We start from the raw sequence: 23,279 nt of genomic DNA on the forward strand, positions 1-23,279 counted from the left end.
CGGCTGGGAGCTTCAGCCGCGGCGCCCGGTCGCGGGTCGTCAGACCGTGGCGGAGGCGCGGCCGGCGCCGACGACCATGCGCGGCGTGCCGGCCCAGGGCTCCGCGTCGGTCACGGCGCGGCCGTCGACCAGGAGCCGCACGCCGGGCAGCTGGACGGGACGGAGCGTGCGGTACTCGGCGTGATCGGTCTGCACGATCGCGAGGTCGACGCCCTCCCCGAGCGCGTAGGGCTCGAGTCCCAGGGCGCGCAGCTCGTCGTCCGTGTACAGGGGGTCGTGCACGCGCACCTCGGCGCCGCGGCGTCGCAGTGCCTCGACGGTGGGGAAGACACCGGAGAACGCGGTCTCCTTCACCCCGCCGCGGTACGCCGCGCCCAGCACGACCGCCCGGAGTCCGGACAGGTCGCCGAGCATGCCCTCGGCCTGAGCCACCAGGCGCTCTGGCATCGACTCGTTGAACTCGCGCGCCGTGCGCACGATGTCGGCGTCGGGGTCGGTCGACAGGTACAGCTTGGGGTAGACCGGGATGCAGTGGCCGCCCACCGCGATGCCGGGGCGGTGGATGTGACTGAAGACCTGCGAGTTGCACGCCTCGATGACCTGGTACACGTCGATGCCGTTGGCACCCGCGAAGAGGGCGAACTGGTTCGCCAGGCCGATGTTCACGTCGCGGTAGGTGGTCTCGGCGAGCTTGGCCATCTCGGCCGCCTCGGCGCTCTGCAGGTCCCACACCCCGTTCGTGCGCGGCAGGTCGGGACGCTCGTCGAAGTCGAGCACCGACTCGTAGAACGCGACAGCGCGGCGGGCCCCCTCGTCGGAGAGCGCGCCGATCAGCTTGGGGTACTTGCGCAGGTCGGCGAAGATCCGGCCCGAGAACACACGCTCCGGGGAGAACACCACGTGGAAGTCCTCCCCCTCGCGCAGCCCGGAGACCTCCTCGAGCAGGGGCTTCCAGCGGCCGCGCGTCACCCCGACCGGCAGCGTGGTCTCGTACGACACCAGCGTGCCGGGGGTCAGGTGCTCGGCGAGCGAGCGGGTGGCCGCGTCCATCCACCCGAACTCGGGCTCCGCGGTCTCCTCGTTCACGAACAGCGGCACGACCACGACCACGGCATCAGCCCCGGGTATCGCCTCCGCGTAGTCGGTCGTCGCCCGCAGCCGTCCGGCCTCGAGCGCCGCCGTCAGCTTCTCCTGCAGCTGCGCCTCGCCGGGGAACGGCTCGACGCCCCGGTTGACGCTGTCGACGAGGGCCGCATTGACGTCGACCCCGACCACGTCGTGTCCCTTGCTGGCGAACTGGACGGCGAGGGGCAGGCCGATCTTTCCGAGGGCCACGACGGCGATACGCATGGGTTCGAGTATATTCCGGCGCGGGTACCCGGCTCCTCGCGGGCGAGCCTCAGCGACGCTCGGACAGCACCGCGATCACGCGCTCGGCGGCGTGCCCGTCGCCGTACGGTGCCGCGTCCGTGACCGCCGGTCGAGGACGCGTCACGGCCGCCGCGATCTCCTCGCGCGTGTTCGCGAGCACGTTCCAGCCCAGCTCCACCGTCTCGACCCACTCCGTCTCGGTGCGCACGGTCGTGCACGGCACGCGCAGCAGGAACGCCTCCTTCTGCAGGCCGCCCGAGTCGGTCACCACACCGGCACTCGCCGCCGCGGCCGCGATCAGGTCGGGGTAGGCGAGCGGCGGGCGGGAGGTGAGCGAGCCGCGGTCGAGGTCGATGCCGTGCGCGGCCGCCTTGGCCACCACGCGCGGGTGGGCCAGCAGCACGACGGGACGGTCGAGCCCCGCCAGGGCCTCGACCACCTGCCGCAGCCGCGCCGGGTCGTCGGTGTTCTCGGCGCGGTGGATCGTCGCCAGGTAGTACTCCCCCTCGGCGGCGTCCAGGCGCTCCCCCTCGTCGGCGGCACGCCGGGCGACACGGTCGCGCACGTCGAACAGCACATCGGTCATCACATCGCCCACCAGCACGGTGCGCTCGGCCAGCCCTTCGCGCGTGAGGTGGTCGACGGCGACCTGCGTCGGTGCGAGAAGCAGGTCGGCGGCGTGGTCGGTCAGCACGCGGTTGTGCTCCTCCGGCATGCGACGGTTGAAGCTGCGCAGCCCCGCCTCCAGGTGCGCCACCGGGATGTGCAGTTTGACCGCGCTCAGCGCCGCCGCCACCGTCGAGTTCGTGTCGCCGTACACCAGCACCCAGTCGGGGCGGTGCTCGTCGAACACCGCGTCGAGGGCGCCCAGCATCGCACCGGTCTGCACGCCGTGCGAGCCGCTGCCCACGCCGAGGTGCACGTCGGGGGCGCCGATCCCCAGATCCTCGAAGAACACGTCAGACAACAGCGGGTCGTAGTGCTGTCCGGTGTGCACGATCACGTGCTCCACCCCGGCCGCGCGGGCGGCATGGTGGATCGGGGCGAGCTTGACGAACTGGGGGCGCGCGCCGACGACGCTGACGATCTTCACGAGCATCTACTCTACGGAGCCCGGCGGCTCACGCGTCGAGGAACGGCCGCAGCGCCTCCGCCGACATCGTCCCGTCGTGCACCGCGCGCACGAACGCCGGCCCCTCGGCGGCTCGCGTCGCAGAGCGCGCGCGATTCGCGGCGACCTCGCGCAGCACGCCCTCCAGTTCCGGTGCCCTGGCCTGCACCACGGGCAGCTCGTGTCCGCTGGCCGCGCGCACCGCCTCACGGGTGTCGTCCGACACATGGCTGACCACCAGGCGACCGGCCGCCAGCGCCTCGCAGACCGCGACGCCGTAGGCCCCGGCGAGGAACTGGTCGAGGACGACGTCGGCGCCGCCGTACAGCTCCGGCATCCGCTCGGCGGGGACGCCCCTGACCTCGGTGTACTCGATGAGCCCCTCGGCCTCGAGCCGCTGCACGGCTGCGGCGATGCGGTCGCTGCCCTTCAGGCCGGCGCTCGACGGGGCGTGCACGACGCGCAGTGGCCCGTCGCCCGAGAGCGCAGGGCGGTCCCCCGCCGCGGCCCAGGATCGCGGATCCACCACGACCGGGAGCCAGGTGGCACCCGGTGCGAACGGCAGCAGATCCGGAGTCGAGACGAACACGGGCACCCCGGCGGCCTCTGCGAAGCGCGCGTGCCGCTCGGCGATCTCCTCCAGCACGGCTGTCCCGGCATAGCGATCACCGTGGAAGGGCGAGTCCGGCTCGCGCGCGGCGTGCGCACTCGGGAGACGGATGTCGCTCCCGTGCCACACGAGCGCCACGCGGACCCCCGCCGCCTGCAGCTCTCGCACCAGCTCCAGCGGGTCGCCGTCGAGCTCGGAGAGGTGCCGCCCGGATTCGATCAGCACGTGCGTGAAGCCGTGAAGGATCGCGTGGTGCTGCGCCCGGCGCCAGCGAGCGTTGCCGACCAGTGCCGTCGCGGGGATGAGGTGATCGGCGTGGAACCCGAACACGTCGTCACCCCCGCGGAACATGGCGCTGGCGGCGGCGACGCCGGGCAGCGTCTCGGCGGCGCGCGCCCACGCGTACCCCTGCCCCGCCGAGTTCACCGGCGCGATGAGCAGTCGCCGCGGGGCGTCGCGGGCCACGGTGACACCGGTCTCGCGGAACTGGCGCACGTGCCCGGGGAGCACATACCCCGCGACCGACGAGGGCACCAGCTTCTGCGCGAGGCGATACGCCCGCGCCCCGAGGTCAGGCACGGCCCGCCGAGCCGGCGACGATCTCCTCCACGGCCCGCGCCCACACCTCGACCTGCCGCTCCGCGGAGAGCGCATCGGCCGCCCGCATCGCGGCCTGCTTGAACCCGTCGACGCGCTCGGGGGTGAGCGCATCGATGGTCGCGGCGATCGATGCCTCGTCGAAGCCGTCCGTGACGACGCCGAGGCCATGGTCGCGCACGATGCGCGCCATCTCGACCGACGGGCCGACCACGATGCCGAGGCGCGCCTGGACGTAGTCGAAGAACTTGTTCGGCAGTGCCATCACGTTGTTGGTGCTCACCGGCTGCAGGATGTGGATGCCGAGGTCGTACTCGTTGAGCGTCTCGATGAGCACGGACTGCGGCACGGGGTCGTGCACCGTGATCCGCGGCCCCAGCTCCTCGGCGAGCGCCACGAACTCGGAGCGCGTCTTCTCGGGCTGCCACGTGAGGTAGAGGTCGAAGGTGACCTCGACCGGGGACGCCGCCACCGCACGCATGATCTCGCCGAGGCTGCGCTCGTGGAACGGGTTGCCGCTGTGCACGAGCCGAATCGCGGAACCGACGGGACGGTACGGGAGGTCGCGCAGGTGCGTCGAGTTCGTCACCACCCCGGGCTGGAGGCCGTACTCGTGGTACCGCTTGGCGATCTCGCCGCCGACCGTCGTGGACGAGTGCGCCTGCGACACCAGGTGCTTCGTCATCCACGACCAGTAGCGCTGGTGCCGACGGCCGAGCGGCGTGTCCTCGAAGCCCATGTCCGGGAAGAACTCGTGCAGGTCGGCGTGCACGCGCTCGGCGCCGAAGAGCCGGCACGCGACGCCCACGGTCTCGGCGTCGTTGGCGATCACCGCGTCGAAACGCCGCCCGCGCAGCAGGTGGATGGTCTCGAGCACACCGGGCGACTGGAAGTACATCCGGCGGAACCCCTCGGTCCGCCGCGCGAACTCGTCGCGCACCCTGGTCACGATGTCCTGCTTGGGCGGGAGGTCGCCACGGATCTCGACGTGCGTGACGCCGGGGTGCGGCGACGGTCCGGGCGAGCACGTCGTCACGTCGTACTCGTCGACGAAGCGGCGCACCTGCTTGATGACGCGCGGGTCGCCGTCGATCGGCACGAAGGACAGGATGAGGAGCGTCGGGCGCGGGGCGGAGGCGCTCACCACGTCGCGACCAGCCCACCCCAGGAGAGACCGACACCGAAGCCGAGGAGCATCACGCGCATGCCGGGCACCAGGGCGCCCTGGCGTTCGGCGTCGGCGAGCGCGATCGGGATGGTGGACGACACCGTGTTGCCGGACTCGGCGAGCGACACGAAGAACTTCTCGGCGGGCACCTTGAGCTTCTTGCGCAGGTGCTCGAGCATGAAGGCGTTCGCCTGGTGGAACACGAACAGGTCGATGTCGTCCTGCTCCAGCTGCGCCTTGGCGAGGATCTCCTCGACCGTCTCCGGCACCACGCGGAGGGTGAAGTTGAAGATGTCGGGGCCGTCCATGTACAGGTCGTAGCCCGAGGCGACGAGCTCCCGCACGGCCGTGTCGGCCTTCGGCTGGAGTGCGGCGCCCGCGCGCAGCCCGCCGTTCGGGACGATGAGGCTCTTGCCGCCCGAGCCGTCCGTGCCGTAGGTCATGGCAGTGAGCGAGGTGTCGGAGCCGTCCGCGGTCACGAGGGTCGCTGCCGCGCCGTCGCCGAAGATCGTGCGCACGGACTTGTCGGCCGGGTTGATGAACTTCGTGTACGTGTCGGCCGTGACGACCAGGACGTTCGCCGCCTGGCCCGACTCGATCAGGCCCTTGGCGAGGCCCAGGGCGTAGATGTAGCCGGAGCAGCCGAGCGTGATGTCGGTCGCGCCCGCCGAGGTCGGGATGCCCAGGGCGTCCTGCACGATGCAGGCGGTCGAGGGGAGGTAGTAGTCGGGGCTCTGCGTGCAGAGGATCACGTAGTCGATCGACTGGGGGTCGATGCCGTCGCGCTCGAACAGACGTCGTGCTGCCGCGATGGCCAGGTCGGACGAGAACTCGTCGGGACCGGAGATGTGGCGGCGGTCGATCCCGGTCTTGCCGGAGATCTTCTCGACGCTCCACTCCGGGAACTCTCGGGAGAGATCCTCATTGCTGAGGACGGCCTCGGGCAGGTAGTAGTCGACGGCAGCGATGCGGGCACCCATGCCCCCAGTCTACGGGCCGGGAGCGGTCACCTCGCGGTGTACCCGCCGTCCACCACCATCACCGAACCGGTGACCCAGCGCGAGACCGGGGAGAGCAGATACAGCGCCGCCCCCGCCACGTCTTCCACGGTGCCGAGGCCGAGCGGGTGCGCCGCCTCGATCTCGTCCCAGGCCGCGGCACCCACCGAGGCGCGCAGCCGTTCGGTCAGCGCGGTCTCGACGATCCCGGCGGCGATGCTGTTGACGCGCACACCCTCCCGCGCCAGCTCGAGCGCGAGCGATTTGCCGAGGGACGCCACGGCGGCCTTGCTCGCGGCGTACGCGCTCACTCCTGCTTCCCCGACCAGGCCGACCGCCGACGACAGCAGGACGATGCTCGACGACTCGGCGCGCACCTTGGGGTGACGGAACGCCTTCGCGAGCATCAGCGCGCTCGTGACGTTGATGTCGAACACGGCCGAGGTCTGATCGGCCGTCGCGATCCGCAGCGGAGCGGTCACGTGGACGCCCGCCGCGTGCACCAGGCCGTCGAGCGGTCCGAGCTCCGCGGCGATCCCGCGCAGCAGCGCCGCGACGCCCGCGTGGTCGGTCAGGTCGAACGGCGCCAGCAGGTGCCCCTCGCCCGCGAGCAGGTCGCGGCTCTCCTCCAGCTCGGCCTCGCGGCGTCCGATCAGCGCGACCCGGGCGCCGTGACGCGAGAGGTCGATCGCGGTCTGCCGACCGATGCCCGAGGTTGCGCCCGTGACGACGACCGCGCGGCCGTCGAGGTGCAGGTAGTCGGAGGTCTCAGGCACCGGCACGGGTGAGTGCGTGCAGGTCGGAGACGGTCTTCGCGTTCGCGAGCTCGTCCGCATCGATCGTCACGCCGATCGCCTCGTCGACCTCCGCGATGAAGCTGATGTTCGCGAGCGAGTCCCAGCCCACCGCGTCCAGCTCATCGGTCAGTGCGACCTCGTCCACCTCGACCTCGAGGATCTCCGCCACCAGCTCCAGAAGCGCCTTCTCATCCATGCGTCGATCATATCCGCCGCCCCTCGCACCGCCGGGGCGCCCCGCCGTTCGCAGTAGGGTCGGAGCATGAACGCGCCCCACGTCACCGCCTCCGCCCTCGCCCAGCAGCTGTCGGGCGAACTCGTCGGCACGGATCGCTCCGTCACGGGTCTCGCCCCGCTCGGCGAGGCCGGCGAGGGAGACCTGACGTTCGTGGTCGATCCGGTCGCGGCGGCGGCCGCTGCCGCGAAGGCGCTGGAGGCCGGAGCCGTGCTCCTCGCCCCCGCCACCCTCCCCGACGACGCCCGCTCGGGGACGGCGGTGCTGGTGGAGAACCCGCGCGCCGCCTTCGCCCTGGCCGTCGCCGAGCACTTCGCCCGCAAGCCCGTTCCCGGGATCGCACCGACCGCTCGCATCGACTCGACCGCCGAGGTGCACCCCGGCGCCCACATCGGGGAGTACACCGTCGTCCGCGCCGGCGCCGTGATCGCCGACGGCGCCGAGATCCGCGATCACGTGGTGATCGGACACGACGTCCGCATCGGGGCGCACGCTCTCATCAAGAGCCACGCCGTGATTGGCGAGGAGGGCTTCGGCATGGAGCGCGACGCCGACGGCGACAACATCCGCATCCCGCACCTCGGCTCGGTCGTCATCGAGGACCACGTCGAGGTCGGCAACTTCACCACGGTCTGCTCCGGCACCATCGCCCCGACCCGCGTCGGCGATCACACCAAGATCGACGACCACGTGCACGTGGCCCACAACTGCCGCATCGGCCGCAACGTGATCATCACGGCCTGCGCGGAGATCTCCGGCAGCGTCGTGATCGAGGACGACGCCTGGATCGGCCCCAACGCCTCCGTCATCCAGGGCGTCACGCTCGGCCGCAACTCCCTGCTCGGCATCGGTGCGGTCGCGGTGAAGTCGGTGCCCGACGACGAGATCCGCATCGGCAACCCCGCCCGTCGGCTCGGCGACAACAAGCGCTGAGCCGGGGCGGCCGGCTGCGGACTCCGTCGTTCCGGCCGGATCAGTAGTTCTCGGCCGGAACCTTCTCGAACCACCAGAACGGGTGGGTGAGCACCTGCACCACGGGCACCTTGCCGACCCACTCGGCGAAGTGACCCTCACGCCAGTTGCCGCTGCTGTCGCTCAGGTACTTCATGTTCGGCATCATGAACCGCGGCTCGTAGGCGTGGTAGCGCACCGTGTCGGACCAGCGGTCGAGGAGCTCCGCCGCGAACTCGAATCCGCCCAGTCGCGCCGGCTCGTGCAGGCTGAACCCGCCGACCGGTCGGCCGACCGCCGTCTCGAAGACCGTGCGCTGACGCTCGGCCCACTCGAAGTTGTCACCGCCGAGCACCTCGCCGATGCCGCCCTCGAGGTGCAGCTGGACCTCGTGCCCGAGCTCCTCCATCTCGCGGATCATCATGAGCGACGGCAGACTCATCAGGCTGTAGCCGCGGGCGTGCACGCGCAGGAAGATGCTCGACGAGCACCCGGCCTCCGCGTCGACCCGCGCGACGCGCATGGCCTGCTCGATGCTGTTGTCGATGTCGTGCCGGAGGATGAGGTGCTTCTCCTGCGGGGCATCGAGGTACTTGTCGAAGCTCGTGACGGCGTATCCGTCGTCGAGATAGGCGTGAAGCGTCTCCGCGTAGTCCTTGAGCGAGAAGCCCTTCTTGCCCGGCTCTGACGAGGCCATCGATCCCACCGTTCCATTCGGTCCCGGTCCACCGGAACGGGACCGCGGCAACCCCGCCCATGATAGTCGCCCGCCGTCGGACCGCCGTTGCGCCCCCTCGGTATACTGACGGGATGAGTTCCTGTCCCCCGGAGAATGCACGCACGACGTGAACCGGAACAGACTCCCCCGGTGGGTCAACGCCACGATCGACCGCATCGCCGACTCCCCCACCAGCCCCCTCGGGCGGATCGCCGCCCGCCGCTACGGAAAGCCCGTCCCCGGAGCCGTCGGCACGACCGCGTTCGACGACCGACCCGTCCGCGTCCTCATCGCGCCGGTCAACTACTCCGGCCAGGCGTTCGCGTGGAGCAGGGCCCTGGAGCGCCTCTCGCCGCGCATCTCGGCGCGCACCATGGCCATCGAGGTTCCCGGCGGCTTCGACTACCCCTCCGACCTGGTCGTGCCGATCCCGACCTACCACAACGACGCCGCGTGGCAGCGTGACCAGTTCGCCGCGGCGACCGCGGCCACGCACGTGCTGATCGAGGCGGAGGAGCCACCCTTCGGTCGCCTCCTCGGTCGCTCGGTGGCCGCGCAGGCGGCAGCGCTCGTCACGCGGGGCGTGGACGTGGCCTACCTCGCCCACGGCACCGACGTGCGGCTGCCGTCGCGGCACATGCGCGACCACCCGTGGTCGCACTACGCCGACCCCGAGATCTACGCCGCGCGAGACGAGGTGGTCGCTGCGCGCAACATCGCATTCCTGGAGAGCAGCGGGCGCCCCGTGTTCGTCTCCACCCCCGACCTGCGCGAAGACCTCCCCACCGCACGGTGGCTCCCGGTGGCCGTCGACGTCGCACGCTGGGAGCGACCGCGGACGGCGCGCGCGCCCGGCGCGCGTCTCCGGGTCGCCCACGCCCCCTCGGTGTCGGTGATCAAGGGCACGCACCTCATCCGCGACACGCTCGAGCGGCTGCAGGCGGAGGGGGTCATCGAGCTCGACCTGATCCAGGGCGTGCCGACCGCGCAGATGCCCGACCGCTTCGCCGCGGCCGACGTGGTGATCGATCAGCTGCGCATCGGCTCCTACGGCGTGGCGGCGTGCGAGGCCCTCGCGTCCGGCTGCATCGTCGTCGGGCACCTGAGCGAGCGGGTGCGCGCGACCGTCCGTGAGGAGACCGGGCTGGAGCCGCCCATCGTCGAGGCCACGCCCGACACGATCGAGGGCGTCCTGCGCGAGCTCGCCGCACACGAAGGCCTCGACGCCCTCCGCGCCACCGGCGACACGTTCGTCCGCGCCGTCCACGACGGCCGTCGCTCCGCCGCCGTGCTCGACGAAGCCTGGCTGCATGCCACCGCCCCTGATCCGCACGAGGAGGACACCGATGCATCCCCGCGTTGAAGCCGCCTGGAAGCTCGTCCCGAAGCCGGTGCAGGACGCGATCGCGTCGACCGTCGACCGGGCGAAGGGCGTGACCCCGCCCCCGCCGCCGCTGCCCGACCTCTCCCGTCCGATCCGGATGCTGGTGGGACCGGTGAACTACGCCGGCCAGGGGTACCGGTGGTCGCGCGCGGTCGAGTCGACGGGTGAGGTGTCCGCGGTCAACTACGTGCACGCGGGCAACAACCTCCTGCAGTACCCCGCCGACTACACCGTGACCTGGCGCACCGCGGAGCACTCCCGCGCATGGCAGCGCTCGATGCTCGATGCGATCGCGACGAACTACACGCACGTGCTCATCGAGGCGTGCTTCCCCATCCTCGGCGGGATGTTCTCCGGCGACCTGCGCCGTCAGACCGCACTGCTGCAGGAGCGCGGTGTGCGCGTGGGCATCGTCGGACACGGCACCGACGTGCGACTGCCGTCGACCCACCTGGAGTCGACGCCGTGGTCGCTATTCGTCGACAGCGAGGACTGGGTGCCCTTCGACCTCGCGGAGAAGGCCGTGGCCGACAACCTCGCGGCGATCGCCGACCTCGACGTGCCCACGTTCGTCTCGACCGCCGGCCTGCTCGTCGACCTTCCCCGCGCGCACTTCCTCGGCGTGGTGATCGACCAGGAGCAGTGGATCAACGACGAGCCGCTCCTGGAGCGCGAGCGCATCCGCGTCATCCACGCGCCCACCAACGCGCACGTCAAGGGCACGCCGCTCATCGTCCCCGTAGCGCAGAAGCTGCACGACGAGGGGCTCATCGAGTTCATCCAGCTGGACCGCGTCCCCAACCACGAGATGCCGGCCGTGGTCGCGTCCGCCGACGTCGTGCTCGACCAGTTCCGGGTCGGCGACTACGGTGTCGCGGCGTGCGAGAGCATGACCGCCGGGCGGGTGGTGCTGGCCCACGTCACGGAGCAGGCCCGGCGCGAGGTGGAGGGGCACGCGGGCATGACCCTGCCGATCCCGGAGACCACCCCGGACACGCTCGAACACATGCTGCGCGACATCGCCGTGCGACGGGACCACTACCGCGCGATCGCCGCGACCGGGAGGGAGTTCGTCCGACGCGTGCACAACGGCGACTTCTCCCGCGCGCAGCTGATGACGCACTTCCTCTCCGCATGAGCATGAGCATGCGCCTCGCGATCGTCTCGCGCATCTACCGCCCCGAGCCCTCGGCCGCGTCGTCGTTCCTCGGCGCCGTCGCCGACGAGGCGGTCGCCCGCGGGCACCGCGTCACCGTGCTCACCGTGCGTCCGCCGCACGGCCTCGACGAGGGGACACCCGTCGAAGACGTGCGCATGGCCCCGGTGCTGCGCGACCGCAGCGGCTACGTGCGCGGCTACCTCCCGTACGCCAGCTTCGACGTGCCGCTGTTCTTCCGACTCCTGTTCCTGCGGCGCCCCGACGTGGTGTTCATGGAGCCGCCGCCCACCACGGGGTTCGTGGTGCGGCTCGTGTGCGCGCTGCGGCGCATCCCCTACGTGTACGACGCCGCCGACGTCTGGTCCGATGCCGCGGAGCAGGTGACCTCGTCGCGCCTGGTGATCCGCGTGCTGCGCGCGACCGAGCGTTTCGCGATGCGGGGAGCGCGGCGCATCGTCACGATCTCCCAGGGCGTGCTCGACCGGATCGCCGCGCTCGGCGTGGACCGACCGGCCGTCGTGACCGGGTTCGGGGCGGACACCGGTGCCTTCCTCCCCCCGGCCGACGCCGAGGCGGAGGCGCCGACCGAACCCGTGTTCCTGTACGCCGGCACCTACTCGCACTGGCACGGCGCCGACATCGCCGTCGACGGGTTCGCCGCGTTCAGCCGCAGCACCCCCGGGTACACCCTGCGCTTCATCGGCAACGGCAGCGAGCGCGCCTTCCTGGAGCAGCGGGCCCGCGAGCTCGGGGTCGCCGACTCCGTGGAGTTCGTCGAGACCATGCCCAGCAGCGAGCTGGTCCCGCATCTGCACCGCGCCGTCGCGACCATCGCCACCCAGCGCCCCGGCACCGGCTACGAGTACGCGTTCGCCACGAAGGCGTACTCGTCGATGGCCGCCGGATGCCCCGTCATCTTCGCCGGTCCGCCGAACGGACCCACCGGCGCCTACCTCGACCAGGCGAACCTGGAGGTGCGCGGCGGCATCGTCAGCGGCTACGCCGCCGAGTCGGTCGCGGTGGCCATGGCCGCCCTCGCGGCCCGCCCGCTGAGCGCGGCGGAGCGGCGGAGCGTCGCCGACTGGACGGCGGAACGGCACTCGATGGCCGCGGTCGCCGGCCGCGTCGTCGACGTGATCGAGTCGGTCGGCCAGACGAGGGACGGACGCTGAAATGCGCGCGCGGCTGAACGCGATCGCCGGCTGGATCATCCGGCACCGCTCCCGACTGCCCCGCTGGGTCAACCGCGCCCTCGACTCGGCGGCGCGCGACCCGGACGGCCTGATCGGTCGGCTGGCGCATCGCGCGCTCGGCGGCGGCGACGCCCCGGTGGCCGACGTGCCGGATGCCGGGGTGCGGGTCTTCATCGGCCCGACGAACTACTCGGGCCAGGGGTATCGCTGGGCGCGCGCCCTGGAGCAGGCGGACCCGGAGATCGCCGCCCGCAACATGGAGGAGGTCTTGCCCGGCGGGCTCTCCTTCCCCGCGGACGTCCCGGTCCCGATCTCCTCCACCTCGTCCACCGAGTGGCAGCAGTCGGAGTGGGAGGCCGTCAGCCGGTTCTCGCACGTGCTGATCGAGGCGGAGCGCCCGCTGTTCGGCCGCCTGTTCGACCGCCAGGTCCGCGCGGAGGTCGCGGCGCTGGAGGAGGCGGGGGCGTCCGTCGCGTACCTGTGCCACGGCACCGACATCCGCAGCCCCCGCGACCATGCGCTGCGCACCCCGTGGTCGCCGTACCCCGACGATCCGCGCACCGCCGTGCTGCAGGCCGATGCGGACGCCAACCTCGCACTGCTGACGGAGCTGCGTCGCCCGACGTTCGTGTCCACACCCGACCTGCTGCACGATGTTCCGTGGGCGACGTGGTGTCCCGTGGTCGTCGACACCGCGCGGTTCCGGGCGCGGCGCCCCGCCATGGACCGCGACCGGGTGCGGGTGATCCACTCCTCCACCTCCGTCGTGCAGAAGGGCAGTCACCTGATCGAGCCCGCCCTCGCCTCCCTCATCGCGAGCGGTGACATCGAGTACGAGCTCGTGACCGGCGTCGCCGCCGACCGGATGCCCGAGGTGCTGAGCGACGCCGACATCGTGCTCGACCAGTTCCGCGCCGGCTCCTACGGAGTCGCGGCCTGCGAGGCCATGGCGACGGGTCGCGTGGTGGTCGGACACGTGCTGCCCGACGTACGCCGCGCCATCGAGGCGGAGGTGGGACTGCCGCTGCCGATCGTCGAGGCCACGCCGGACACCCTCGGCGAGGTGGTCGCCGGACTGATCTCCGACCGTGAGGCAGCGGCCGCCGCGGCCGCGGCGGGGCCGGTGTTCGTCGAGGCCGTGCACTCCGGGCGCCGGAGCGCCGCGGTCCTGCTCGACGGCTGGATCCGCGCCTCAGGCTGACGCGACCGCCTCTCGCGTGCGGCGGCGCGCGTCCCGGTCGTCCTTCCAGCGGCGCATGCGCTTCTCCAGCGTGCGCTCGACGAACGTGTGGAGGGCCCATGCGGCCACCAGGTCGACCACGAACAGGGCGGCGAACCAGAGCAGGTTGCTCCACGACGCGGGCTGGTAGCCGAAGACGCGCAGCGCCACGTAGATGAACGTCGCGTGCACGAGGTAGAAGGCGAAGGACCACTCACCCAGCCGCACCTGCCACTTCGACGCGAACCACAGCCGTCCGCCGCGCAGTGCATGCACGGCGAGCGAGACGATCGCGATGCCGCACGCGACCGTGAACAGCTCGTTGAGCATGCCACTGATCGCCGGGGTCACGCTCCAGGTCGGGATGAACCGCCCGGAGGCGTAGTGCGCCAGAATCACCGCCACGGGAGCGGCGACGCCGATGAGCGGGTGGATGCGCGGTCGCCAGCCGGAGCGGATCGCCCACGCGAGCGCCATGCCCAGCACGAACTCCGGAAGCCGCTGCACGGGCACCGGGAGCGCGGCGAGTCCGAGGTCCGGGGCGAACAGGACCACCGCGCGGTACACGAACGCGTAGGCGACGACACCGACCGCCAGCAGCAGCGCCCCGCGCTTGGCCATCGGCACCAGGACCCGGGAGATCCACGGGTGCAGCGCATAGAAGAAGGCCTCGCAGGTGAGCGTCCACGCGGCCGGGTTGCCGGAGAAGAGGATGGCGGGGTTAGACCACCAGGCCTGGATCACGACGACCGACAGCAGGAGGATGCCGAGGTCGAACGGCTTCAGAAAGCTCCCCTCCGGAACCGGCGCCAACGTGTAGAACACGGGGATCGCGATCAGGAGCGCCACCATGTGCGATGGCCAGATGCGTGCGAAGCGACGCCAGTAGAACGTCGAGGTGGGCACGTTCGGCCGCGCCGACCACGTGAGCACGAAACCGGAGAGCACGAAGAAGAACGTCACGCCGAGATAGCCGTTCAGCAGCACCGACTGCACCGAACCCGGCAGAGGTGCGAACACATTCATGTGGTACAGGAAGACCGCGAACGCTGCCCACCAGCGCAGCCCGGTGAGCGAGTCCAGCCGCTGCGTGGGCTGAGCGAGGGTGGAGGCGGAGTGCACGCGACGAGACTCTCTGATCGAGGACAGGGCTCCGGAAAGGATACAGTGCCGACCCCCGCGCCCCGTCCGTCCGCAACGCCCGCGATAGGATCGACGACATGCCGTCGCCCGACGTGGACGTGGTCATCCCCGTGCACACGCCCGCTCGTCCCATCCGCCGCGCGGTCTCCTCCGTGCTCGACACGACCGCCGCCGTGCGGGTCACCGTGGTCGCGCACAACACCGATCCCGAGGCGATCTCCACCAACCTCGGCGACCTGGGCACGCGGCCCGAGGTGCGCGTCGTGTCCCTGCAGGACGGCATCCCCTCCCCCGCCGGGCCGATGAACCACGGCATCGCGCTGGCCGAGGCGCCGTACTTCTCGGTCATGGGCTCGGACGACGAGCTGGAGCCGGGGGCACTCGACTCCTGGCTCGCGGTCGCCCGCTCGACCGGCGCGACCACCGTCATCCCGCGCGTGCGCGTGGACGAGGCGGCAGAGCCGACACCGCCGCGACGTCGCGGACGGGTGCGGGAGCTCGACGTCGATAAGGACCGCCTCAGCTACCGCTGCATGCCGCTCGGCCTCATCGACCGGACGCGCTTCCCCGACCTGCGCTTCACCCCGGGCCTCGAGTCCGGCGAGGACCTCGAGTTCACCGCGGAGCTGTGGTTCACCGGCGCGCACATCGCCTACGACCGTACGGGCCCGGCGTACGTCGGCCACGACGATGCGGTCGACCGTGTGACCCGCACCGTCCGACCCCTGTCGGCCGACTTCGCGTTCCTCGACATCGTCGCCGCCAAGCCCTGGTACCGGGCTGCCTCGCGCTCGGCGCGCCGGGGGTTCGGCGTGAAGAACCTCCGCGTGCACCTCATGGATGCCGTCGCCTCCCGGCTGGACGCCCCGGGCGGGATCGCCGCCTACCGCGCCGAGCTGCTCGACACCGCCGCGGCGATCGAGCGGATGTCCCCTGGCGCGACCGCGCTGCTGTGCCGCGCGGACCGGAAGGTGCTCCGTGAGCTCGAGACGAGCGCGCCGTCGGCCGACCGGATCCGCGCCCTCCTCTCGGCCCGCTGGGGCGGCGGGCTCGATGCGCGGCTCACGGCGAACCCGTTCCTCGCCCTGCACCGGCACGCCCCGTACCGGACCCTGCGCGACATGATGGCGTAGGCCTCCGCGGTAGCATCGATCCGGTATGGAATCCCCACTTGTCGACGTCACGATCGCCGTCCACTCCGCCACCCGGCCCATCGCGCGCGCCGTCGCCTCGGTCATCGAAGGCACGACCGCTCCGGTGCGCGTGAACGTGGTGGCACACAACATCGACCAGGAGATCATCCGCACGAACCTCGGCACCTGGTCGGAACACCCGGCCGTCCGGCTGCTCTCCCTCCGCGACGGCATCCCGTCGCCCGCCGGCCCGATGAACCTCGGGATGGCGGCGGCGACGGCACGCTTCCACACCCTGCTCGGCTCCGACGACGAGTTCGCCCCTGGCGCGATCGACTCGTGGCTGGCGCTGCAGCGCGCGACGGATGCCGACGTCGTGATCGGTCGCATCCGCCTGGTGACCGGAGGCCCCGACCCGTACCCGCCCGTGCGCCGCGGACGCCGCACGACCGGCCTGAGCGCCGACCGCGACCGCCTGCACTACCGCAGCGCGCCCCTCGGCCTCATCGACCGCGAGCGCTTCGGCGACCTGCGCTTCACCGAGGGCCTCACGTCCGGCGAGGACCTGCCGTACACCTCCGAGCTGTGGATCACGGCGACGAGCATCGCCTACGACCTCTACGGTCCCCCGTACGTGGGCCACGACGACGCGGACGACCGCGTCACCTCCGCTCCGCGCGACGTGGCGGCCGACTTCGCGTTCCTCCGCGTGATCGAGGAGGCGGACTGGTTCGCGGCCGCCTCAACCGCCGACCGCCGCGCCCTGGCCGTCAAGCTGCTCCGCATCCACTTCTTCGACGCCGTGGCCGCGCGCCTGGAGACCCCGGGCATCGCCGCGGTCGCCGCCGAGCTCCTCGCCGTGGTCGACCGCGTCAGCGCCTGGGCCCCCGGAGTGCTGTCGGTGCTGTCGATCGCCGACCGCCGGGTCATGGACGAGCTGCGCCGCGGGGCGCCCGATCCCGAGCGCACTCGCGCGCTGCTCGGTCGTCGGTGGATCTATCTCTCCCCCGCCGCTCAGCTCCCCCGGAACCCATTCCTGGCGCTGCACCGGCACGCCCCCTTCCGCACGCTCGCCGCGGGCGCCCGATCGCAGCGGGTGGGGCAGCTGTGACCGCGTCGCCCCTGGTCGACGTCACGATCGCCGTCCACTCCGCCACCCGACCGATCCGTCGTGCGGTGGCCTCGGTGCTCGACGCCACCGCCGCTCCGGTGCGCGTGCTGGTGGTCGCGCACAACATCGACCCCGCCGTGATCCGCGGCAACCTCGGCGAGTACGCGGGGGACGAGCGCGTGGTCCTGCTCGAGCTGCAGGACGGCATCCGCTCGCCGGCCGGACCGATGAACCTCGGCTTCGCGTCGTCCACCGCCCCGTTCATCGCGCTGCTCGGCTCCGACGACGAGTTCGCGCCCGGCGCGCTGGACTCCTGGCTGCGCATCCAGCGCGAGACCGGGGCGAGCGCGGTGATCCCGAAGATCACGCTCGTCGGGCGCCACAACAACCCGCTTCCTCCCGTGCGGAACGGACGTCGATCGCGGCGGCTCGACGCCGCGAAGGACCGCCTCTCCTACCGCAGCGCGCCGCTCGGCCTCATCGACCGCGAACGGTTCGGCCATCTGCGCTTCACCGAGGGCCTGTCGTCCGGAGAGGACATCGCCCTGACCGGAGAGCTGTGGTTCCGCGGGCGCGACCTCGCCGTCGACATCGACGGTCCCGCGTACGTCGGGCACGAGGACGAGGGCGACCGCGTCACGTTCACGGCACGCCCGGTGCGCGAGGACTTCGCCTTCCTCGACGGCCTCGAAGCCGCGCCCTGGTTCCGCGCCCTCGGCCGCCGCGCCCGCACCGCAGCGGTCGTCAAGCTGCTGCGCATCCAGTTCCTCAGCGCGATCGGCGTCCGTGCGACGACGACGCCGGAGCTGGTCACGCACCAGGCCGAGCTGCGGGAGACCCTGGACCGACTCGTGGCCCTGGCCCCCGGGGCCCTGCGGCTGCTGTCGCGGGTCGACCATCGCATCATCGACGAGACCTTCTCGGCGGCGCCCGACGTGGAGCGGATCCGCATCCTCGCGAACGACCGCTGGAACCAGCGGTCACTGGGGGCGCTGCTCACGCCCAACCCGCTGTTCTCCCTGCACCCGCAGGCGATGGCGCGGCTGTTCTACGCCGCGAACCGCACCGACCGGATCGTCTGACCGACCCGGTCGGGCGGCGGAGTCACGCCCGGCGCTCGAGCTCTCCGGAGAGTCCGGCCAGCAGCACCTGCTCGGCGAACGCGGGCAGCGAGGAGGCGACCTCCACGAAGGTGCCCTGCGCGGCGATCACGCCCTCGTCCATGTAGCAGATCCGGTCGTAGTCCTTGATGGTCGACAGGCGGTGCGCCACCGAGATCAGCGTGACCTCGCCCTGCAGCGACCGGATCGCCTTGGTGACCTCGTCCTCGGTCTTCGTGTCGAGAGAGCTCGTGGCCTCGTCGAGCACCAGCACCAGCGGATCGGTGTACAGCGCGCGGGCGATGCCCAGACGCTGCTGCTGACCGCCGGACAGGGACACGCCCCGCTCGCCGATGCGCTCGTCGATGCCGTTCGCCCGCGACGCGACGAGCGAGCTGAGCTGCGCGCGTTCCAGGGCGTACTCCACGCGGTCCCGGTCGATCTCATCCGTCCAGGTCAGAGCGACGTTCTGCGCGATCGAGGCGTCGAACAGCGCCACCCGCTGCGGCACGTAGCCGACGCGCCCGCGCCACTGACGGAGCACGCTCGAGAGCGGGTGCCCGTCGATCTCGATGTCGCCGGTCGTGGCCTGGCTGAGGCCGAGGAGCAGGTCGATCAGCGTCGACTTGCCGGCTCCGGACGGCCCGACGATGCCCAGCGAGCTGCCGAGGGGGATGTCGAGCGAGAGCCCGCGGATGACGTCCTCGTCGGCTCCCGGGTACCGGAAGTGCACGTCCGACAGGCTGAGCAGCCGAGGGTTCTCCGCCAGCTCCGCGGTGTCGGCGGGCGTCTGCGACACCTCCATGTCCTTCTCCGCGGCGGTGAGGTCACCGATGACGTCCTGTGCCGAGGGGATGCTCGCGACACCCTGCACGATGCCGCCCTGGATGCCGCTGATCGCCGGGATCAGGCGGAAGCCGGTCGCGGTGAACAGTGCGACGGACGACAACGCGGCCGCCAGACCGCCCTGCCAGTACGAGACGCCGCCGATGATCACGACGCCGCCGATGAGGGCGGACTCGAACGCGAACGACGGGACGACACCGAGGAACGACGCGTTCGCCCTGGCGCGGACCGAGTGGTGGCGGCTGTCCGTCACCAGCTGTGCGACGTCGGCGAGCCGGTTGCGGAGGCTGAGCTCCTTCAGCGCTTCCATCATCTCGGTCATCAGGATCGCGACGCGGTAGCTGTAGTTGCGGTTGACGGTGGCGGCCTCCAGCGAGCGCTTCGTCACCACCTGGTGCACGATGAGCGCCACGAGGATCAGGTACACCATGGCGATGAGCGCGGTGATCGGGTCGACCACCAGCAGCACGACGATGATCAGCACGAACGTGAAGATCGAGCTCGGGACGCGCATGAGCGGCAGCAGGAAGCCCGACATCGTGTTCGCGATGCCGCCGTCCGCGATGCGCGTGATCTCGGCGACCGTGCGCTTCGAGCGCTCCTCCCAGCTGGAGTTGATGTACGCCTTGAACATCCGGTCGCCGATCTCGAGCTCGTAGCGCGCGAACCGGCGCGTGGCGAACCAGTGCAGCGTGACCGAGAGCACCGACTTCAGGATGATGAGCGCGCAGGCGCCGAGCACCAGAAGCGGCGTCATGTCGGGTGAGACCTCGCCGATCAGCGGGAGCCGCAGCGCCCCGCCGGTCAGTGCCGGGCCGATGATCACGGCCAGCAGCGACATCGCCACCACGTCGAGTGCGGTGATGAGCGTCGTGGCGATCATGTACCCGACGAAGTACCGCTGCGCGCCGGTCGGCAGCAGCGGGAGGAGATCCTTGAGGACCGGCCAGATGCGTTTCATGTTCTCGCGTTCAGAGGGCGACGGATGCGCCGTTGGCGGCGGAGGAGAGAGCGCCCTCGACGACCTCGAGCGTGCGCAGGCCCTGCTCCATCGTGACGACGTCGTTCGGCTTGCCGAGGACGGCGTCGCGGAAGGCTTCGTGCTCGACCCGCAGCGGCTCGCGCTTGGCGAAGGAGAACCGGGTGATGTCGCCCTCGGACACGCCGCGGAACGCGAGCATCGACTCCCACTCGAGCGGGATGGTGCCGTTGGCGTAGAACGTCAGGTCGCCGGTCGCGGTGTCGGCGATGAAGGTGCCGCGGTCGCCGGTGACGACCGTGATGCGCTCCTTCATGGGCGAGAGCCAGTTGACGAGGTGGTTGACGATCACGCCGTTGGCCAGCCGGCCGGTGACCGTGATCATGTCCTCGTAGTCGCGTCCGCTCTTGTGCGCGGTCTGCGCGAACACCGTGGTGTACTCGCTCTGCGCGACCCAGCTCGTGAGGTCGATGTCGTGGGACGCGAGGTCCTTCGCCACGCCCACGTCGGCGATGCGGGCGGGGAACGTGCTCTGGCGGCGGGTCGCGATCTGGTACACGTCACCGAGCTCCCCCGCCTCCAGGCGGCGTCGCATCTCCTGCAGCGCGGGGTTGAAGCGCTCGACGTGGCCGACGGCTCCGACCAGGCCCCGGGCGGCGAACGCGTCCGTCATCCGGCGCCCCGCCTCGAGCGAGTGGGCGATCGGCTTCTCGACGAGGGTGTGCACCCCGGCGTCGGCCAGCTTGAGCGCCGCGTCCTCGTGGAACGCGGTCGGCACGGCGACCACGGCGATGTCGATGCCGGCGGCGATGAGCGCCTCGATGTCGGGGAGGATCTCGAGCTCGCCCGCGACCTTGTGCGGGTCACCGCCCGGGTCGGCGATCGCGACAAGGTCGATGCCCTCCACGTCACGCAGCACGCGGGCGTGGTTGCGGCCCATCATCCCGACGCCGAGCAGTCCGGCGCGCAGATTCGCCGCCATCAGGCGCCTGCCCCCGCGACGGCGTTCACCGCGGTGACGATGCGCTCGAGGTCGTCCTGGCTGAGCGACGGGTGCACCGGCAGCGAGGCGACCTCGCGGGCGGCACGCTCGGTCTCGGGGAGGTCGAGGCCCGGGGCGAAGCGCGTGAGCGAGGGCAGCCGGTGGTTCGGGATCGGGTAGTACACGCCAGCGCCGACGTTGTGCTCGTTCTTGAGCGCCGCCACGAAGCCGTCGCGGTCCTCCGGCACCCGGACCGTGTACTGGTGGTACACGTGCACGGCACCGTCGGCGACCGGGGGCACGACCACGCCGCGCAGGTTCGCGTCCAGGAAGGCCGCGTTCTGCTGACGGGTCTTCGTCCACGCGTCGACCTTGTGCAGCTGCACCCGGCCGATCGCGGCGTGGATGTCGGTCATGCGGGCGTTGAAGCCGATGATCTCGTTCTCGTACTGCCGCTCCATGCCCTGGTTGCGCAGGAGCTTGACCTGACGGGCGATCTCGTCCGTGGCCGTGGTGACCATGCCGCCTTCGCCACTGGTCATGTTCTTGGTCGGGTAGAGGCTGAACATCGCGAAGTCGCCGAACGAGCCGACCGGGCGACCGTCGAGCGAGGCGCCGTGCGCCTGCGCCGCGTCCTCGTACAGGGCCACGCCGCGCTCGGCGGCCAGGGCCTCCAGCTCGCGCATGCGGGCGGGGTGACCGTACAGGTGCACCGGGAGGATGCCCTTGGTCTTGGGCGTGATCGCGGCCGCGACGGCTTCGGGGTCGAGCGTGAAGGTCTCCGGCTCGATGTCGACGAACACCGGGGTGCCGCCGGTGAGGGCCACGGAGTTGCCCGTCGCCGCGAACGTGAACGACGGCACGATGACCTCGTCGCCGGGACCGACGCCCGCGGCGAGCAGACCCAGGTGCAGACCGGCGGTGCCGGAGTTCACGGCCACGGAGGGCCGCCCCGGCACGAAGTGCGCCGAGAACTCCTGCTCGAACGCGGCGACCTCGGGGCCCTGCGCGACCATGCCGCTGCGCAGCACCCGGTCGACGGCCTCGCGCTCTTCGTCGCCGATGATCGGCTTGGCGGGGGGAATGAACTCGCTCACACGGTCTCCTTGGTCAGTGTTCCGTCTGTCTCGGTGTACCGTCCGCCGGTCGCGGGGCACACCCAGGTCTTGTCGTCGTCGGCGCGCGTGAGGGGAACGCCCGCTTCGCCCACCCAGCCGATGCGGCGCGCCGGCACCCCGGCCACGAGCGCATAGGAGGGGACGTCCTTCACCACGACGGCCCCGGCCGCCACCGTCGCCCAGGCGCCGATGGTCACGGGCGCGACGCAGGTCGCCCTGGCACCGATCGAGGCGCCACGCTCGATCGTGACGCCGACGGGCTCCCAGTCGTGCGCGCTCTTCTGCGTGCCGTCGGCGTTGATCGCCCGCGGGTACGTGTCGTTCGTGAGCACGACGGCCGGTCCGATGAACACGCCGTCGCCGAGTCGAGCGGGCTCGTACACGAGCGCGTAGTTCTGCACCTTGCAGTTGTCGCCCATGACGACACCGGTGCCGATGTAGGCGCCGCGGCCGACGATGCAGTTCTCGCCGAGCTGCGCGTCTTCCCTCACCTGGGCCAGATGCCAGATCGAGCTCCCTGCTCCGATCTTCGCCTCGGGGGACACATCGGCCGAATCGACGATCCGGACGTCGGTCGGTGAGGGCATGCGGGATTCTCCTCGCGGCTCGGGAAGGGGACTCGGTCATCCTATCTGCTCGCACAGGCGTTTCCTGAGAGGATAGAGGTGTGACCAACCCAGCCACTCCCGACCCGCATACCTGGGTTGTCGTACCGCTGTACAACGAAGCAAGCGTCATCGCCGGCGTCATCGCGGGGGTCCTCCCCCACTTCCCGAACATCGTGTGCATCGACGACGGCTCCACCGACGGCTCCCTGGAGGTGGCTCGACGCGCCGGAGCCCACATCGTCGAGCACCCGATCAACCTCGGTCAGGGTGCGGCCCTGCAGACGGGCATCGAGTACGCCCTGTCCCAGCCGGGCTGCGAGTACATCGTGACCTTCGATGCCGACGGCCAGCACCGCATCGACGACGCGGTGGCGATGGTCGCCGCGGCGCGTGCCAGCGGCGCAGCGATCGTGTTCGGCTCGCGCTTCCTCGACGACCGGACGAACCCGGGCTGGATGAAGCGCGTGATCCTGAAGACCGCGGTGTGGGTGACCAACATGACCACGAGCGTCAAGCTCACCGACGCGCACAACGGCCTTCGCGTCATCCGCGCCGACGCCGCCGCGCGCCTGCAGCTCAAGCAGGACCGGATGGCGCACGCCACCGAGATCGTGCTGCAGCTCGGCGACACGGGGCTGCCGTGGATCGAGCACCCGGTCGAGCTCCTCTACACCGACTACTCCAAATCGAAGGGCCAATCGGTGCTCAACTCCGTCAACATCCTCGTCGACCTGATCGTGCGGTGAAC

At 71.3% G+C, this 23,279-nt stretch carries 22 protein-coding genes; 9 read left to right on the forward strand and 13 right to left on the reverse strand.

Annotated features, from left to right (window positions below):
- Nucleotides 1–39 precede the first annotated feature (39 nt).
- Genes DW297_RS04720 through DW297_RS04750 form a run of 7 tightly spaced genes read right to left on the reverse strand, consistent with a single transcriptional unit; the run spans nucleotide 40 to nucleotide 6,848 of the window.
- Nucleotides 40–1,350, reverse strand: coding sequence for a nucleotide sugar dehydrogenase (locus tag DW297_RS04720; RefSeq protein WP_136029881.1), 1,311 nt, complete (start codon nucleotides 1,348–1,350; stop codon nucleotides 40–42).
- Nucleotides 1,351–1,399: 49 nt separating this feature from the next.
- Nucleotides 1,400–2,464, reverse strand: a complete 1,065-nt coding sequence (gene wecB, locus DW297_RS04725) for a non-hydrolyzing UDP-N-acetylglucosamine 2-epimerase (RefSeq protein ID WP_136029883.1) — start codon at nucleotides 2,462–2,464, stop codon at nucleotides 1,400–1,402.
- A 28-nt stretch (nucleotides 2,465–2,492) separates the two neighbouring features.
- On the reverse strand, nucleotides 2,493–3,671 hold the full coding sequence (locus tag DW297_RS04730) for a glycosyltransferase family 4 protein (protein WP_136029885.1): 1,179 nt from the start codon (nucleotides 3,669–3,671) through the stop codon (nucleotides 2,493–2,495).
- Nucleotides 3,664–4,836: a glycosyltransferase family 4 protein gene (locus tag DW297_RS04735; RefSeq protein ID WP_136029887.1), complete on the reverse strand. Its 1,173-nt coding sequence runs from the start codon at nucleotides 4,834–4,836 to the stop codon at nucleotides 3,664–3,666. Before DW297_RS04735 ends, DW297_RS04730 begins: the two co-directional genes overlap by 8 nt.
- On the reverse strand, nucleotides 4,830–5,837 hold the full coding sequence (locus DW297_RS04740) for a 3-oxoacyl-ACP synthase III family protein (protein WP_136029889.1): 1,008 nt from the start codon (nucleotides 5,835–5,837) through the stop codon (nucleotides 4,830–4,832). The genes DW297_RS04735 and DW297_RS04740 overlap by 7 nt, the downstream gene beginning before the upstream one ends.
- A 26-nt stretch (nucleotides 5,838–5,863) precedes the next feature.
- On the reverse strand, nucleotides 5,864–6,631 hold the full coding sequence (locus DW297_RS04745) for an SDR family NAD(P)-dependent oxidoreductase (protein ID WP_206251488.1): 768 nt from the start codon (nucleotides 6,629–6,631) through the stop codon (nucleotides 5,864–5,866).
- On the reverse strand, nucleotides 6,624–6,848 hold the full coding sequence (locus DW297_RS04750) for an acyl carrier protein (RefSeq protein ID WP_136029893.1): 225 nt from the start codon (nucleotides 6,846–6,848) through the stop codon (nucleotides 6,624–6,626). The genes DW297_RS04745 and DW297_RS04750 overlap by 8 nt, the downstream gene beginning before the upstream one ends.
- A gap of 66 nt (nucleotides 6,849–6,914) precedes the next feature.
- On the opposite strand from DW297_RS04750, the gene DW297_RS04755 reads away from it, so the two are divergent.
- Nucleotides 6,915–7,820 carry an LpxD N-terminal domain-containing protein gene (locus DW297_RS04755; protein WP_136029895.1) on the forward strand — a complete coding sequence of 302 codons (906 nt, stop codon included), beginning with the start codon at nucleotides 6,915–6,917 and terminating at the stop codon, nucleotides 7,818–7,820.
- Between the two features lie 40 nt (nucleotides 7,821–7,860).
- Here DW297_RS04755 and DW297_RS04760 read toward each other — a convergent pair whose 3' ends face one another.
- Nucleotides 7,861–8,535: a GCN5 family acetyltransferase gene (locus DW297_RS04760; RefSeq protein ID WP_136029897.1), complete on the reverse strand. Its 675-nt coding sequence runs from the start codon at nucleotides 8,533–8,535 to the stop codon at nucleotides 7,861–7,863.
- 148 nt (nucleotides 8,536–8,683) lie between these two features.
- On the opposite strand from DW297_RS04760, the gene DW297_RS04765 reads away from it, so the two are divergent.
- From DW297_RS04765 to DW297_RS04780, 4 genes are read left to right on the forward strand one after another with little or no spacing between them, the layout of a single operon-like run.
- Nucleotides 8,684–9,919 carry a glycosyltransferase gene (locus tag DW297_RS04765; protein WP_136029900.1) on the forward strand — a complete coding sequence of 412 codons (1,236 nt, stop codon included), beginning with the start codon at nucleotides 8,684–8,686 and terminating at the stop codon, nucleotides 9,917–9,919.
- Nucleotides 9,903–11,078 (forward strand): glycosyltransferase, encoded by a 1,176-nt coding sequence (locus DW297_RS04770; RefSeq protein ID WP_136029903.1) that lies wholly within the window; start codon nucleotides 9,903–9,905, stop codon nucleotides 11,076–11,078. Before DW297_RS04765 ends, DW297_RS04770 begins: the two co-directional genes overlap by 17 nt.
- Complete coding sequence (locus DW297_RS18805; RefSeq protein ID WP_168442798.1) at nucleotides 11,075–12,271, forward strand: glycosyltransferase; 1,197 nt, start codon at nucleotides 11,075–11,077, stop codon at nucleotides 12,269–12,271. Before DW297_RS04770 ends, DW297_RS18805 begins: the two co-directional genes overlap by 4 nt.
- Nucleotide 12,272: 1 nt before the next feature.
- Nucleotides 12,273–13,493 (forward strand): glycosyltransferase family 4 protein, encoded by a 1,221-nt coding sequence (locus DW297_RS04780; RefSeq protein WP_136029905.1) that lies wholly within the window; start codon nucleotides 12,273–12,275, stop codon nucleotides 13,491–13,493.
- On the opposite strand, the gene DW297_RS04785 is transcribed toward DW297_RS04780, so the two are convergent.
- Nucleotides 13,485–14,633, reverse strand: coding sequence for an acyltransferase family protein (locus tag DW297_RS04785; RefSeq protein ID WP_136029907.1), 1,149 nt, complete (start codon nucleotides 14,631–14,633; stop codon nucleotides 13,485–13,487). The genes DW297_RS04780 and DW297_RS04785 overlap by 9 nt on opposite strands.
- A 98-nt stretch (nucleotides 14,634–14,731) precedes the next feature.
- Here DW297_RS04785 and DW297_RS04790 point away from each other — a divergent pair, with 98 nt between their 5' ends.
- From DW297_RS04790 to DW297_RS04800, 3 genes are read left to right on the forward strand one after another with little or no spacing between them, the layout of a single operon-like run.
- Nucleotides 14,732–15,787: a glycosyltransferase family 2 protein gene (locus DW297_RS04790; RefSeq protein ID WP_136029909.1), complete on the forward strand. Its 1,056-nt coding sequence runs from the start codon at nucleotides 14,732–14,734 to the stop codon at nucleotides 15,785–15,787.
- Nucleotides 15,788–15,812: 25 nt separating this feature from the next.
- Nucleotides 15,813–16,898 (forward strand): glycosyltransferase, encoded by a 1,086-nt coding sequence (locus DW297_RS04795; protein WP_136029911.1) that lies wholly within the window; start codon nucleotides 15,813–15,815, stop codon nucleotides 16,896–16,898.
- A complete protein-coding gene (locus tag DW297_RS04800) occupies nucleotides 16,895–17,980 on the forward strand; it encodes a glycosyltransferase (protein WP_136029913.1) in 1,086 nt (361 codons plus the stop codon). Before DW297_RS04795 ends, DW297_RS04800 begins: the two co-directional genes overlap by 4 nt.
- A gap of 22 nt (nucleotides 17,981–18,002) precedes the next feature.
- Here the strand turns inward: DW297_RS04800 and DW297_RS04805 are convergent, their stop codons facing one another.
- Genes DW297_RS04805 through DW297_RS04820 form a run of 4 tightly spaced genes read right to left on the reverse strand, consistent with a single transcriptional unit; the run spans nucleotide 18,003 to nucleotide 22,510 of the window.
- The gene (locus tag DW297_RS04805; RefSeq protein ID WP_136029914.1) at nucleotides 18,003–19,805 is read right to left on the reverse strand and encodes an ABC transporter ATP-binding protein; all 1,803 of its coding nucleotides are present in this window, start codon (nucleotides 19,803–19,805) and stop codon (nucleotides 18,003–18,005) included.
- Nucleotides 19,806–19,815: 10 nt separating this feature from the next.
- Nucleotides 19,816–20,805 carry a Gfo/Idh/MocA family protein gene (locus tag DW297_RS04810; protein ID WP_136029915.1) on the reverse strand — a complete coding sequence of 330 codons (990 nt, stop codon included), beginning with the start codon at nucleotides 20,803–20,805 and terminating at the stop codon, nucleotides 19,816–19,818.
- Nucleotides 20,805–21,902 (reverse strand): DegT/DnrJ/EryC1/StrS family aminotransferase, encoded by a 1,098-nt coding sequence (locus DW297_RS04815; RefSeq protein ID WP_136029917.1) that lies wholly within the window; start codon nucleotides 21,900–21,902, stop codon nucleotides 20,805–20,807. Before DW297_RS04815 ends, DW297_RS04810 begins: the two co-directional genes overlap by 1 nt.
- Nucleotides 21,899–22,510 (reverse strand): acyltransferase, encoded by a 612-nt coding sequence (locus tag DW297_RS04820; protein ID WP_136029919.1) that lies wholly within the window; start codon nucleotides 22,508–22,510, stop codon nucleotides 21,899–21,901. The genes DW297_RS04815 and DW297_RS04820 overlap by 4 nt, the downstream gene beginning before the upstream one ends.
- A gap of 80 nt (nucleotides 22,511–22,590) precedes the next feature.
- Here DW297_RS04820 and DW297_RS04825 point away from each other — a divergent pair, with 80 nt between their 5' ends.
- Nucleotides 22,591–23,277 (forward strand): glycosyltransferase family 2 protein, encoded by a 687-nt coding sequence (locus DW297_RS04825; RefSeq protein ID WP_136029921.1) that lies wholly within the window; start codon nucleotides 22,591–22,593, stop codon nucleotides 23,275–23,277.
- Nucleotides 23,278–23,279 lie beyond the last annotated feature (2 nt).

Source organism: Microbacterium sp. PF5, assembly GCF_004794315.1.
Classification (GTDB): Bacteria; Actinomycetota; Actinomycetes; order Actinomycetales; family Microbacteriaceae; genus Microbacterium; species Microbacterium sufflavum.

Excerpts from the sequence above, each read along its gene's own strand:
- DW297_RS04820 (WP_136029919.1), bottom strand. The coding sequence starts at position 22,510 with ATGCCCTCACCGACCGACGTCCGGATCGTCGATTCGGCCGATGTGTCC.
- DW297_RS04780 (WP_136029905.1), top strand. The coding sequence starts at position 12,273 with ATGCGCGCGCGGCTGAACGCGATCGCCGGCTGGATCATCCGGCACCGC.
- DW297_RS04810 (WP_136029915.1), bottom strand. The coding sequence starts at position 20,805 with ATGGCGGCGAATCTGCGCGCCGGACTGCTCGGCGTCGGGATGATGGGC.
- DW297_RS04795 (WP_136029911.1), top strand. The coding sequence starts at position 15,813 with ATGGAATCCCCACTTGTCGACGTCACGATCGCCGTCCACTCCGCCACC.
- DW297_RS04770 (WP_136029903.1), top strand. The coding sequence starts at position 9,903 with ATGCATCCCCGCGTTGAAGCCGCCTGGAAGCTCGTCCCGAAGCCGGTG.
- DW297_RS04805 (WP_136029914.1), bottom strand. The coding sequence starts at position 19,805 with ATGAAACGCATCTGGCCGGTCCTCAAGGATCTCCTCCCGCTGCTGCCG.
- DW297_RS04720 (WP_136029881.1), bottom strand. The coding sequence starts at position 1,350 with ATGCGTATCGCCGTCGTGGCCCTCGGAAAGATCGGCCTGCCCCTCGCC.
- DW297_RS04760 (WP_136029897.1), bottom strand. The coding sequence starts at position 8,535 with ATGGCCTCGTCAGAGCCGGGCAAGAAGGGCTTCTCGCTCAAGGACTAC.
- DW297_RS18805 (WP_168442798.1), top strand. The coding sequence starts at position 11,075 with ATGAGCATGAGCATGCGCCTCGCGATCGTCTCGCGCATCTACCGCCCC.
- DW297_RS04740 (WP_136029889.1), bottom strand. The coding sequence starts at position 5,837 with ATGGGTGCCCGCATCGCTGCCGTCGACTACTACCTGCCCGAGGCCGTC.
- DW297_RS04790 (WP_136029909.1), top strand. The coding sequence starts at position 14,732 with ATGCCGTCGCCCGACGTGGACGTGGTCATCCCCGTGCACACGCCCGCT.
- DW297_RS04755 (WP_136029895.1), top strand. The coding sequence starts at position 6,915 with ATGAACGCGCCCCACGTCACCGCCTCCGCCCTCGCCCAGCAGCTGTCG.
- DW297_RS04750 (WP_136029893.1), bottom strand. The coding sequence starts at position 6,848 with ATGGATGAGAAGGCGCTTCTGGAGCTGGTGGCGGAGATCCTCGAGGTC.